We start from the raw sequence: 12860 nt of genomic DNA, 5'->3' as shown, positions 1-12860 counted from the left end.
TATACATAACTGGACACTACGATGCCTAGGAGGAGATTACATGAAGTGGTTTGGAAACTTGAAAACAGCAACAAAGATTATCTCAGCATTTTTAATTGTGTCGATAATCCTCGCGTCGCTTGGCGTCTACTCGGTAGTAACATTGAGAAGTACAAATGAACGAATGCAAGAGATGTATAACAACAATCTGATCTCAGTTAGGGAACTGTCCTCAGCTCAGGTTGATTATCAGAGATTGCGAGTTAACGTGCGAGATTTGAATTATGAAACGGTAGCAGCAGAACAGACCAGAGTTACGGAAAATATAGCTACAATTCGTCAATCCATGGAGGAGCGACTTGCTACGTATCGTCCTCTTGCTACTACCCCGGAAGAAGCGGAATTGCTTCGTAAGTTATATACCCAATATACCAGCTATATGAAACTTTATGATCAAGGCGTCACTATGGCGGTATCAGATGATGATGCAGCTTTCATTACATTCCTGAAATCAACATTGAAACCTCCGGGTGATGAGGTTGTAAAAACACTCGCAGACCTGGTGGATCTCAATGTAACATTGGCAGATCAGGCTAACATGAAGTCTGAAGAAGCCTACACAACTTCCTTTGCAGTAACGATTGTTATGGTCGTTGCATCCGTACTCTTCAGTGTCCTCATTGGATACATCATCTCTCGCTCCATTTCGAAGCCACTCATGGCCATGCTGGGTCTAGCTACGGAAGTTGCCAACGGAAATCTGACCCTTAAATCAGACATCTCTAGCAAAGACGAAGTGGGTCAACTGGCTGCGGCATTGAATCGTATGGTCGACAACCTGAAAGAGTTAATCAACAATATCGTGATGAACTCTCAAAGTGTTGCCGCTTCTTCGGAACAGATCTCAGCTAGCACACAGGAAATTGCAAGCACCAGCACAAGCCAATCCAGTGAGGCAGGAAACATCTCCGAATTGTTCAAGGAGCTTTCGCTTGCCATTAACTCTGTCGCTGCAAGTGCGGAAGAAGCTGCTGAGTTGTCCAACGATACCGTGAAGACTGCACGTGAAGGTGGACTTGTTGTACAGACTTCATTGGAAGGTATGCAAGCTGTTAATACAAAAATGACCAAGCTTGAAGATGATTCTCGTAAAATTGGTGACATCATCGAAGTGATTGACGATATCGCTGAGCAGACCAATCTGCTCGCGCTGAATGCTGCTATTGAAGCGGCACGTGCGGGAGAACAAGGACGAGGATTCGCCGTAGTCGCAGATGAAGTCCGGAAGCTTGCAGAACGAAGTGGTGAGGCGACCAAAGAAATTACAGCCATCATCAAAGCGATGCAGGAAAACACGAGACAGAGTGTACAGGCAGTAGCAGCCAGTGTTGAGCAGTCTTCCATGACTGGACAGGCGTTTGATCAGATCATTGATATGGTCAATAACTCTTCTCAGAAAGTAAACGAAATTGCAGCTGCATGTGAGGAAGAGGCAGCTCAAGCGGCGGAGGTAATGAGTTCTGTTGAATCCATCTCGGCTTCCAGTGAGGAATCCGCGGCTGCGTCAGAAGAGACTGCAGCAACCTGTCAGTCTTTGGCACACCTGGCGGAAGAGCTGGCGATTTCGGCAGCTGCCTTCAAAACCCAATAAAACACATTGAATTGAGGGTGAATTGATGTCTTCACTTCAGAAGGAACAATATATTGAGCTGTCTGTAGGTGCAGAGACCTGCGCCATTCGAATCGAAGAAATTCACGAAATTATTAAAATGCTCAGCATTACAGATATCCCATTCAGTCGCCCAGAGATCAAAGGGGTAGTTAATCTGCGTGGCAAGGTTGTATGTGTGATGAGTCTGCGTAACCTGCTGGGTATGCCGGATGAACCGGACACCAGAGCGACGCGTATTATCGTAGTTCGACATCAGGAGGAATATATTGGCTTGATCGTGGATCGCGTGAACAAGGTAACCACATATTCGGAAATACATCCGCCAACCGGCGGATATGGTCGTAACCGTGAAGGTTTATTCCATGGTGTGGGTCAACAGGAAGACAAGCTTGTGGGCATTTTGAAACTGGACGAAATATTGGGCGGTTAGGGAGGTATATACGAATGATGGATTTGTCTGCCTACCGTGACATCTTTATCGAAGAACTGAATGATCAATTGGAACGTATGGATCAGTCTTTATTGGCATTGGAGCTTTCGCCTTCTGTAGAACTGGTTCAGACGCTGTTTCGGGCAGCCCATACCATCAAGGGATCGGCATCCACAATGGATTTCCGTGAATTAAGCGACCTCACGCATGAAGTGGAGTATGCTCTTGAATGGGTCCGGGAGAAAAAACCGGAGATGACTTCGGAGCTAATTGATACGTTGTTTCGCTCTTTGGACGCCATGAAGGTGCTTCGTGATCAGTACATTCGTGGGGAAGCTTATGCAGACTTTCGAGCAGTAGTACGAGAAATAAAAGATTTAATTCAAACCCCGGCAGTAGTTGGGCAACTTAAAATACCTCAATTGCAACCAGCAGAATCGATTGTGGCACAGGTGGCTATAGTGTCAGGCAAGCAGTTATTGTCCATTCATATCGTGCTGGAGCAGAAGTGCATGATGAAAGCGGCCAGATATCATATTTTACGACAACGCATTGAGGAGATCTGTGGTACGGTTGTCGCTAGTTCGATCATGGAGAGTCAACCGGGCGCGCAGAATGAAGATGATCATTATGGTCAGTTCATCATCATCGTAGCAACGTCAAAGGACACACAACAGCTTAAGGCAGAGCTGTCTTCAGACTCGGATATTCATATGCTGGAGATTGATCCATATCTGCTGGAATCCAATGAGGTTGCAGCGACGTCTGCACCAATTGAATTAATCTCTGAAACAGAGCAAACGAAACAAAGCTTGCCTACCGTGAATACAACTGGCCCGGATGAGAAAGTGAAAGCTGCTCAACCTACGGTTCGTGTGAGTGTTGAACGTCTGGACCATTTGATGAATTTGGTCGGTGAACTGTTAATTGATCAGACATCCCTTGCAGATCTTAGTGGATCGGGTGCGCGTAAGGAGTCTTCACCACTAATCCGGAGTATTAGTGGTGTATCCGATCATATGGGCAGGGTGATCAAGGAACTCCAAGAAGGTGTAATGAAGACACGGATGTTACCTATTGATCAACTATTCAGTCGCTTCCCGAGATTGGTTCGTGACCTATCACAGAAGCTGGGTAAGGATCTGGAACTGGTTATTCAAGGTGGAGAGACTGAGCTTGACCGGATGATTATTGAAGAACTGAGTGACCCGCTGATCCATCTCATCCGCAACAGTGCAGATCATGGCATTGAAAGTGCAGAGGTTCGGGCGGAGAACGGTAAGCCGTCCAAAGGACGTATTACCTTAACTTCGTTTCATGAAGAAAATCATGTTGTCATTCGTTATTCGGATGATGGCAAAGGCATCGATGGTGAGAAGATCAAAGCTTCCGCTTTGGGTAAAGGTATCATTAGTGAGGAACAGGCTGCACGCCTAACAACACAGGAAGCTGTCCATCTCATATTTGAGCCTGGTTTCTCCACGGCTTCTTCTGTCAGTGAAGTATCAGGACGCGGCGTTGGAATGGACATCGTGCGTAGTCAGATCGGGCGACTCAACGGTATCATTGATATTGATACGGAGGTTGGTGTGGGTACCACGTTTACGATTCGTCTACCACTCACACTGGCGATTATTAAAGGTCTGTTAGTCAAAGTATCGGGCCGTGTGCTGATCTTGCCGATGTATAATGTTGCTGAGATTGTTCGAATTTCACCTGAAGATATTCAGATGATTCAGGGGCAACAAGCGATTCTGAATCATGGACGAATTGTACCTTTTCACCGACTGTGCGACAGGCTCAACTATCCACGAACAGACCGCAAATCCAAAACCATTCCACTGGTGATCGTGCGTTCCGTTGACAAAATTGCAGCATACGCAGTAGATGAGATTATAGGAAATCAGGAAGTCGTTATTAAGACGCTAGGTACGTATCTGGGATCGATGAACCATCTATCTGGAGCAACGATCCTCGGTAATGGTAAGGTTGCCCTTATATTGGACGCGTCCTATCTGGTGAGTCTTTAATCGTTAGATAAACAACAAACATTATACAGGCCAAAGAGCCTCATCATCCATAACTGGACGGTGGGGCTCTTTGTTGTACCTTTTTGACATTGAGGACACTCAGGCTTTGAAAATGAGATCCATAAACCGGTTGGCAGCCAGAGAGATTGGCATATTGCGTTTGGTCATAATCCCCACATGGGAAGGGGGGAGCGGGACATCAAGCTGAATTTCGAAGAGAGAACCTTCCTCAAGCTCTTTGGATATAAATTCACGTGTGACATAGGAAATCCCCAGTCCTCGACGCGCAAACTCAATCAACAGATCAACGCTACCAACCTCAATCTCAGGTTTCAACGTGTAATTATAGCTGTTAAACAACTCGGTAATAGCCATCCGAACCCGGCTGTTCCGGGAGAAGAGGATCAGTTGATGCTCCAGAAGCATCTCAAGTGTCATGACTTTACCCTTCAACTGAGCATAACGTTCTCCAGCTACAAAACAGTCCTTCAACTGAATACTTTCCCTGACTTCTAGCTGTGGATCAACAATGGGCATCCGAACAACACCAAGATCAATCTTGCCTTCTTTCAGAAAGGTGATGACTTCCGGCGTAGTTCCATGACTCAGATGCAGCTTGATGTTAGGGTACAAGGTGTGGAATTCCTCTAGATACGCCAGCATGTAATGCTTGAACAGGGAGTCACTGCCACCAATCCGGAGTTCACCATTGTCGAGATTCTTCAGTGCGGCCATTTTTTCTTCCGCAAGTGAGATCAGAATCTGGGATTGTTCAATATAGGAGTATAGACTGGCACCTTCCTGTGTCAACGCTACACCCTTAGAATTTCGATAAAACAAGGTAAGACCAAAGCTCTCTTCCAATTGCTTAATGGCATGACTGACGCTGGGTTGAGTGATATACAGTGCTTTTGCAGCCTGTGTCAAACTGCCCGTTTTGGCGGCCCAATAAAAGACTTTATATAGTTCGTAATTTGTTGTCATAGATGTGGTCTATAGCTCCTGTGAAATATATTAATTACTTGTATAGCTATAAAACGTATTATAGTGTAACTACAACAAAGAAACCAGAGTTACTTGGAAGGAGAACGGTGAGATGGAACCAACTACCATTGTTTTATTTGGTGCTACTGGCGATTTAGCCAAAAGAAAAATATATCCTGCCTTATATAACTTATATCTTGAGCAGAAGCTTCCGGAAACCTTCTCATTGATTGGTCTGGGGCGTAGAGAATGGTCTGATGAATTCTTTCAGGCACAAGTGGAAAAATCATTAAATGAATTTTCCAGACGCCAGGCTGATCCTGAAGTTGTGAAGTCATTTGTGAAAGCTTTTCGCTACAGTGTATTGAATATAAGCCATAAGGAAGATTATATAAAGCTGTTGGGATTAGTTGAACAAAGAGAAGCTGAGCTTGGCATTCCGTCCAATCGCTTGTTTTATCTCTCGGTTGGTCCGGAATTCTTCGAACCGATTGCCGAGAACATTCAACAAAGTGGGCTGGGTTCCACAGAGGGCTGGAAGCGTCTCGTCATCGAGAAGCCATTTGGTCACGATCTGCAATCCGCCCGAGACCTTAATCGCAAATTAAGCGAATCGTTCACGGAGGAAGAGATTTATCGAATTGACCACTATTTGGGCAAACCGATGGTACAGCGTCTGGAAACGTTGCATCAAAGTAACCCGATCATGAAGGCGTTATGGAACAACCGTTACATCTCCAATGTGCAAATTACGGCTAATGAGACTGTAGGTGTCGAAGAACGTGCATCCTATTATGATCATGTAGGTGCAGTGCGAGACATGTTCCAGAATCATATGTTGCAATTGCTTATGATGATGGCGATTCAGCTTCCATATAACAGTACTTCCGAAAAAGTTGGATTGAAGAAAAAGCACATTATGGAATCGATCCAGCCGTTACAAAAGCAAACTGTGGGTGCAAACATCATCCGTGGACAGTATGCAGCAGGTAACATTCAAGGTAAACCGGTAAATGCTTATACTGCTGAACCGGGTGTAGCCGAGAATACGATGAATGACACATTCATTGCTGCCAAATTGCAAATTGATGATTTCTTCTGGCGTGGTGTTCCGTTTTACATTCGTACGGGTAAAAGAATGAAGGAGAAGTCAACACGTATCGTGATTGAATTCAAAGAACCTTCTGGACAGACAAATGTGCTGAAAAACAAGGGTTCCAAACCAAACCTGCTCGTCATTGAGATGAGTCCGGATCAGAGCATGACATTGCAACTGAATGCAAGTGATCCTGAGAATAAAGGTGAATTCAAACCGGTTCATATTGATCTTTCTCCGGACAAAGGTGACCTCGCGGAAGCTTACGAGAATCTGATTCGTGATGCTTTGCTGGGTGACCCAACATTCTTTGCCCACTGGGATGAAGTAGAATTGTCATGGGCATGGGTGCAGCCAATTCTGGATGCATTCCAGGAAAATCTGTTGCCACTTCACCTGTATCCTGCGGGTAGCTATGGACCGGTTGAATCAGATGTTATGCTTGAAGAAGAAGGTCACCACTGGTGGTTTGATGAGCCGGCGGATCAGGAGTCTGTAGTTACAAATAGCATACCCTTGGCGGTTAATGCGAATCTCTAAACCAAAATAAAAAATATATCTGGAGGTAATTTAATCATGAAATTTTTTATCGATACAGCTAACGTGGAAGATATCCAAAAAGCATACAAAATCGGCGTATTGTCTGGCGTAACAACAAACCCATCTTTGGTAGCCAAAGAAGGCGTAAAATTCGAAGATCGTATTGAAGAAATCTTGCGTTTGGTACCTGAAGTGGAGTCCGTTTCTGCGGAAGTGACACCAGATGCCCTTACTGCTGAAGAAATGATCGCGCAAGCAGAAGAATTGATCAAAATTAACAACAGTGACAAAAACATTACGATCAAATTGCCAATGACACTTGCAGGACTTGAAGCTTGCCGTTACTTGACCAAAAAAGGCGTGAAAACCAACGTAACGTTGATCTTCACTGTGAACCAGGCGCTTCTGGCTGCTCGTGCTGGTGCAACATATGTATCTCCATTCCTGGGACGTCTTGATGATATCTCCGAAGATGGCGTACAACTGGTTACCAAAATTGCTGAATTGTTCCGTACACATAACCTGGATGCACAGATTATTGCGGCTTCTGTAAGACATCCGGATCACGTTACACGTGTAGCGATGGCGGGAGCACATATCGCTACTGTTCCATTCTCCGTCATTGAACAGATCTCCAAACACCCGCTGACAGATCAAGGTATGGACAAATTTGCAGCTGACTGGAAAAAAACAGTACAATAATCACTGAACATTTATTCGTTTCAACTTACAATAAATACGTGTTCAAAAAGGTCGGTTTTCAGTATCGAGAAGATGGAATGAAGCTAGAAATGGAGTAGCGGAGCGTAGGAAACTACGTGAGCAACGGACATTTCGGCTGAATCCCATATTCGATGCTGATGATGCCTTTAGGCATTCTTCGTAATCAAAAGCGGACTTTTTGAACACCCTCTATAAAACTATATAAATCATGGAGCATTGGGAGGACATAATGAGTAAACAACAGATTGGTGTTATTGGATTGGCAGTAATGGGTAAAAACCTGGCTTTGAATATTGAAAGCAAAGGTTTCTCGGTATCGGTATTTAATCGTTCCCCAGAGAAAACGAACGATCTTCTGAAAGAAGCAGAAGGTAAAAACCTGACAGGTGCGTTCACCATTGAAGAATTCGTGGAATCCTTGGAGTCTCCGCGTAAAATTCTGATCATGGTGCAAGCAGGTAAAGCAACAGATGCAACGATCGAGCAACTGCTTCCTCATCTGGATCAAGGCGACATTATTATCGATGGAGGTAATGCTTACTTCCCTGACACACAACGTCGCAGTAAAGAACTGGAAGAAAAAGGTTTCCGCTTCATCGGAGCAGGTGTATCCGGTGGTGAAGAAGGCGCACTGAAAGGCCCGGCAATCATGCCAGGCGGTCAGGAAAGTGCTTATCAGTTGGTAGAACCGATCCTGACAGCGATCTCCGCTAAAGTTGGCGATGACGCTTGCAGCACATATATCGGACCAGACGGTGCCGGACACTATGTGAAAATGGTGCATAACGGTATCGAGTACGGAGATATGCAGTTGATTGGTGAAGCTTATCACTTGCTCAAATCCGTATTGAACGTTTCCGTTGAAGAGTTGCATGAGATCTTCACGGAGTGGAATCAAGGGGAGCTGGACAGCTACCTGATCGAAATCACAGCAGATATCTTCTCCAAATATGATCCTGAAACGGGTAAACCAATGGTTGACGTTATTCTGGACGCGGCTGGACAAAAAGGAACAGGTAAATGGACAAGCCAAAGCGCGCTGGATCTCGGCGTACCATTGTCCATGATCACGGAATCCGTATTCTCCCGTTTCCTGTCTGCCATGAAGGACGAGCGTGTAGCAGCTAGCAAAATCCTGAATGGACCAGCAACTGAAGCATTCTCTGGCGACAAAAAAGCGTTCATCGAGAACGTTCGTAAAGCCCTCTTTGCAAGTAAAATCGTTTCCTACGCTCAAGGATTTGCACAAATGCGTGCAGCTTCCGATGAGTATGGTTGGGATCTGAAATATGGCAACATTGCCATGATCTTCCGTGGCGGCTGCATCATCCGTTCGCAGTTCCTGCAAAACATCAAGGAAGCTTATGATAAGGACGCAGCTCTGAAAAACTTGCTCTTGGATCCTTACTTCCAAAACATCGTTGAGTCTTATCAAGGTGCATGGCGTGAAGTTATAGCGGCTGCTGTAAAACAAGGTATTCCGGTACCAGGCTTCTCCAGCGCTCTTTCTTACTACGACAGCTACCGTACAGAGCGTTTGCCAGCAAACTTGCTGCAAGCCCAACGTGACTACTTCGGTGCTCACACATTCAAACGTGTGGACAAAGAAGGTTCATTCCACTTCCAGTGGATGGACACAAACGAGTAATTTTAATTCAGAAAATATAGCATTCCTGCAGTTGTCCTTGAATTTAGCTATTCAGGGCGGCTGCGGGAATGCTTTTTCTCGTTAATGGTTCGAATTTGAATATCATCAAATTGTAATAAAATGTACGAATCTGGGTTTGGCAAACAGATGATCTGACCCTTCAACTACGTTATACTTGTTCAGACGGACCGTTGTCCGTGATGAAAATTCAGAATACAACTTATTGACGTGGAGGTTAGACCGGGCATGTTTGTATTAGCAGGTATATTGTTTTTGGTCGTATACGGTTTATTAGTGTTCTACATAGGCTGGAGCGGTTGGAGTTGGATGAAACCAGTTGTGTCCGCCAGATTTCGATGGTTGTATATTATAGCGCTTGTATTCCTTGCCGTTTCCTTCATTTTGGCACGATTATTTGGAAGCATCTCGTTCCTCAGTATCATCGGTTCTTACTGGCTGGCAATCTTCTCGTTATTATTACTGATCCTGCCCGTCGTTCACCTCACGTTGTGGTTGCTGAGATTAACCCGTATTCCTAGACATCACACACAGAAATGGGCTGGGGTCGTTACGTTGGTGCTGTTAGTGTCCACAATGGGTTACGGAATTTTCAACGCCTACAGCCCTGTAGTGAGAACATATAATATCCAGATTGATAAAAAAGTAGAAGGTGTAGACAAGCTCAACATTATCATGGCTGCCGATATGCACTTCGGACTTCTATCTGGCCCTGCACATGCCAAACGCATGGTAGAGGAGATTAATGCACTGAAGCCGGATCTGGTGCTGTATCCTGGAGATATTATTGATGACAATCTGGATATGTACCTCAATAGCGGAATCGCGGATATTATCAGTGACATTCAGGCTCCATACGGTGTCTATGCTTCTCTCGGGAATCACGATAAGTTCGATGGTCCGATTGAAGATCTAATTGCTGCGCTGGAGAAGAGCAACATGCAAGTTCTGTACGATGACAAGATTGTCCTGGATGACAAGATCACCCTCATTGGACGGAAAGATCGTACAGAGAAGGATCGTGCAGAAGTAGCTACTTTAATGCAAGGTACTGACTTGAGCCAACCGGTACTTATGATGGATCATCAGCCGTATGATCTGGATATTGCGGAGCAGAATAATGTAGATCTGGTCGTATCTGGTCACACCCATCGTGGTCAAATTGCACCGGCTCAGTTCATCACACAGGCCATTTATGAGAACGATTGGGGTTATCTGCAGAAGGGCTCTATGCACTCCATCGTAACCTCAGGATTTGGATTCTGGGGACCTCCAATTCGTACTAGTAGTCGTTCGGAGATTGTACAGATTAATGTGACGTTCCAGCAATGATGAAAGGCCCTTCGAAAGAAGGGCTAGCTTATATGCCACGTCAACCGTAGATTGATGATACCGGCTCCGCTTTTATGATGACAAGATCAAATCTACTGTCGTCATAAAGCGGAGTATTTCTTATGCAAATTTAGACGGATACTGATTAATTCGTAAAATAAAACGGCTCGATCTCCCGGAAATCGGAGCTTCAAGCGCTTGTTTTTTATTATGTAAGTTAGTTTCTTACCCCTTTTGAAGGAATGGCTTCAAACGAATAAAATGCGCCTTTTGTATTGATTTTACCGATAAGCGTTGTGGCTCCTTTTTTTGTAAAGGTGTATTCGTTTTCTTGGATACGAACGGAATAACCTTTTAGCTCAATATCAAATATAGATCTGACTGTGGGTATAGCGATGGATAGTGCTTTGTTTTTGCTGAGCTTGGGCTTGGCAAAAGACTTTTTGAAATCAGCATCATTTTTCCAGTTGATACCTAGTTCGTTGGTGACTTTCCATACCCTTCCCGTCTTGCTGCCGATATGTACGTAATTTAGATTGTCGTCATCCCTATACTGCCATAACATATCTTTTCCTTCTACGGTAAATAAGGTGTAATCAAAAGCTTTTACTGAGGGTATTCCAAGTGTTTTGAGTGAATTTCGTGCTATGTTTGTCATCCAGGTATAGGAATCATCGATTTTATATTGCAGAATTGCCGACATTTGATTACCTTTGTCCACATCGATGTAAAGTTGTTGACTTGGTCCAAAGATGACCCAGTAGTTTTGAAGTAAATGTCCATGTTCTGGATCATTGGCTTTGAAACGCCAGAAACCACCTTTAATGAAGATATCTTCATCTTCAAACGTTTTTAAGAAGGCATCAAGCTTCAGGCGCAGCGCATTATCCATGACTTTATTCAAATCAGCGTTATCATACATGATATGGGTGGACGCGACACGATTTGTATCAGGATCGTATGTTTGTGTGAAATAGGCGAACCCGGTTCCATCAATAGTTCCGTTAATGACCCACGGATCAAATAATCTGTCTATTGTGGTGAATTGAATGTTCTGTTTCCCCACGAGTTTAACTAGTTCATCACTCAAAAGTTGTTGTGTCTTCCGATCCAGCTGGTCAGCAGACTCTTGATTCTCAATCAACGAGAGGTCATTGGAGTTTGCGGCCAAGGTGAGTGGCGCAGATAATAAGAGTGACATGGCAGCAATGAATACAGTCATTGAAACGATTTTTTTCAAAATGAATCCTCCTGTTTAGTTTAGGCCATACTAAATAATGCTTACATATCATTTAATGTAACATAAAAGTAAAATATTGCATAAACATAATAACCCAAACATCGGTTTCCTGTTGACACCGTTTTCAGGTTATGATAAATTATATCCGAGGCTTGTTACCGGTAATGCGGGCAAAACCACTATGGAAATGATTTTATTATTTCTGTTTTGGTTTTGCCCTTTTTTATTCCTCAAAAAAAACCAGGTGGGTCCAGAATGATTATTAAACAGATATTTAATAACAATATTGTCAGTACCGTGGATGACAAAAATCAGGAACTACTGATCCTCGGCCGGGGTATCGGATTTAAGTTCAAAGCAGGCGATGAGATTGATGAAGAGCGGATTGAGAAGATATTTCGTCTTCAGGATGCATCGATCTATGAGAAATTCAAATCCATCGTAGCTGAAGTGCCGATTGAGATTCTGCAGGCAACAGATGATATTGTGACACTGGCACGAACGCAATTGAACAAAACCATCAGTGACGGGATCTATGTCTCGCTGTCTGATCACATTCACTTTGCTGTTCAACGCTTGGAAAAAGGAATGATTACTCGTAATCCACTTTCTTGGGAAGTTCAGCATTTCTATAAGGCGGAGTATGATGTGGCCAGAGAAGCACTGACCTTGCTGAAGGAAAGACTGGATATTGAGTTTCCCAAAGATGAAATCTGTAATATTGCCTTACATTTCATCAATGCGGAAGTCAATGATTCCATGAACGATGTCACCCATCTGATGCAGCTGTTGCAGGAGATTATGAATATCATTAAATATCACTTCAACGTCGAATTGGATGAAGATAGCGTCAATTATTTCCGCTTCATCACCCATTTGAAATATTTCTGTCAGCGTGTCATTACACATTCTTCACATGATGATGCTGAGGAGTATTTATATGAAGTGGTTCGGAAAAACTATCCGGAGACGTTCAAATGTATTGGCAAGATCGAGACTTTTATCCATAAGAACTATCAGTATGACATGACTCACTCTGAGCAGTTATATCTAACGCTCCATCTGGAACGTCTGATGAAAACCAAGCGGGACGAGAAGTCCACGCAATAGAATCAAATTACAACTGGATATCCTATGGGCTTGTTACTGTTCAATCAGGCAATACCCG

Annotated in this window: 10 protein-coding genes; 8 read left to right on the top strand and 2 right to left on the bottom strand. The window is 44.0% G+C overall.

The window, feature by feature from the left end:
• Positions 1-40 precede the first annotated feature (40 nt).
• The 3 genes from QNO02_RS18150 to QNO02_RS18140 are packed head-to-tail and all read left to right on the top strand — an operon-like array spanning position 41 to position 4111.
• The gene (locus QNO02_RS18150) at positions 41-1630 is read left to right on the top strand and encodes a methyl-accepting chemotaxis protein (protein WP_289389576.1); all 1590 of its coding nucleotides are present in this window, start codon (positions 41-43) and stop codon (positions 1628-1630) included.
• 25 nt (positions 1631-1655) lie between these two features.
• The gene (locus tag QNO02_RS18145; RefSeq protein ID WP_017687852.1) at positions 1656-2081 is read left to right on the top strand and encodes a chemotaxis protein CheW; all 426 of its coding nucleotides are present in this window, start codon (positions 1656-1658) and stop codon (positions 2079-2081) included.
• Between the two features lie 14 nt (positions 2082-2095).
• The gene (locus QNO02_RS18140; RefSeq protein ID WP_289389575.1) at positions 2096-4111 is read left to right on the top strand and encodes a chemotaxis protein CheA; all 2016 of its coding nucleotides are present in this window, start codon (positions 2096-2098) and stop codon (positions 4109-4111) included.
• Between the two features lie 99 nt (positions 4112-4210).
• Here QNO02_RS18140 and QNO02_RS18135 read toward each other — a convergent pair whose 3' ends face one another.
• Positions 4211-5095 carry a LysR family transcriptional regulator gene (locus tag QNO02_RS18135; protein WP_076328475.1) on the bottom strand — a complete coding sequence of 295 codons (885 nt, stop codon included), beginning with the start codon at positions 5093-5095 and terminating at the stop codon, positions 4211-4213.
• A 112-nt stretch (positions 5096-5207) separates the two neighbouring features.
• Between QNO02_RS18135 and zwf the strand changes: the two genes are divergently transcribed.
• The 4 genes from zwf to QNO02_RS18115 all read left to right on the top strand — a co-directional run bounded on the left by zwf (position 5208) and on the right by QNO02_RS18115 (position 10452).
• A complete protein-coding gene (gene zwf, locus QNO02_RS18130; protein WP_289389574.1) occupies positions 5208-6731 on the top strand; it encodes a glucose-6-phosphate dehydrogenase in 1524 nt (507 codons plus the stop codon).
• 36 nt (positions 6732-6767) lie between these two features.
• Positions 6768-7433: a fructose-6-phosphate aldolase gene (fsa, locus tag QNO02_RS18125; RefSeq protein ID WP_062835043.1), complete on the top strand. Its 666-nt coding sequence runs from the start codon at positions 6768-6770 to the stop codon at positions 7431-7433.
• Positions 7434-7683: 250 nt separating this feature from the next.
• Positions 7684-9102 (top strand): NADP-dependent phosphogluconate dehydrogenase, encoded by a 1419-nt coding sequence (gene gnd, locus QNO02_RS18120; RefSeq protein ID WP_289389573.1) that lies wholly within the window; start codon positions 7684-7686, stop codon positions 9100-9102.
• A gap of 246 nt (positions 9103-9348) precedes the next feature.
• Positions 9349-10452 carry a metallophosphoesterase gene (locus tag QNO02_RS18115; protein WP_289389572.1) on the top strand — a complete coding sequence of 368 codons (1104 nt, stop codon included), beginning with the start codon at positions 9349-9351 and terminating at the stop codon, positions 10450-10452.
• A gap of 217 nt (positions 10453-10669) precedes the next feature.
• Here QNO02_RS18115 and QNO02_RS18110 read toward each other — a convergent pair whose 3' ends face one another.
• A complete protein-coding gene (locus tag QNO02_RS18110) occupies positions 10670-11692 on the bottom strand; it encodes a hypothetical protein (protein WP_289389571.1) in 1023 nt (340 codons plus the stop codon).
• Positions 11693-11947: 255 nt separating this feature from the next.
• Here QNO02_RS18110 and licT point away from each other — a divergent pair, with 255 nt between their 5' ends.
• The gene (licT, locus tag QNO02_RS18105) at positions 11948-12802 is read left to right on the top strand and encodes a BglG family transcription antiterminator LicT (protein ID WP_091029168.1); all 855 of its coding nucleotides are present in this window, start codon (positions 11948-11950) and stop codon (positions 12800-12802) included.
• Positions 12803-12860: the final 58 nt, after the last annotated feature.

It is taken from the genome of Paenibacillus sp. PK1-4R, assembly GCF_030369595.1.
Lineage (GTDB): Bacteria > Bacillota > Bacilli > Paenibacillales > Paenibacillaceae > Paenibacillus.
This window is presented reverse-complemented; position numbering and strand designations above follow the sequence as displayed.

What these genes read in the sequence shown, in the direction of transcription:
- QNO02_RS18115 (WP_289389572.1), top strand. Translation starts at nt 9,349, where the DNA reads ATGTTTGTATTAGCAGGTATATTGTTTTTGGTCGTATACGGTTTATTA.
- QNO02_RS18140 (WP_289389575.1), top strand. Translation starts at nt 2,096, where the DNA reads ATGATGGATTTGTCTGCCTACCGTGACATCTTTATCGAAGAACTGAAT.
- zwf (WP_289389574.1), top strand. Translation starts at nt 5,208, where the DNA reads ATGGAACCAACTACCATTGTTTTATTTGGTGCTACTGGCGATTTAGCC.
- gnd (WP_289389573.1), top strand. Translation starts at nt 7,684, where the DNA reads ATGAGTAAACAACAGATTGGTGTTATTGGATTGGCAGTAATGGGTAAA.
- QNO02_RS18135 (WP_076328475.1), bottom strand. Translation starts at nt 5,095, where the DNA reads ATGACAACAAATTACGAACTATATAAAGTCTTTTATTGGGCCGCCAAA.
- QNO02_RS18145 (WP_017687852.1), top strand. Translation starts at nt 1,656, where the DNA reads ATGTCTTCACTTCAGAAGGAACAATATATTGAGCTGTCTGTAGGTGCA.
- QNO02_RS18150 (WP_289389576.1), top strand. Translation starts at nt 41, where the DNA reads ATGAAGTGGTTTGGAAACTTGAAAACAGCAACAAAGATTATCTCAGCA.
- fsa (WP_062835043.1), top strand. Translation starts at nt 6,768, where the DNA reads ATGAAATTTTTTATCGATACAGCTAACGTGGAAGATATCCAAAAAGCA.
- licT (WP_091029168.1), top strand. Translation starts at nt 11,948, where the DNA reads ATGATTATTAAACAGATATTTAATAACAATATTGTCAGTACCGTGGAT.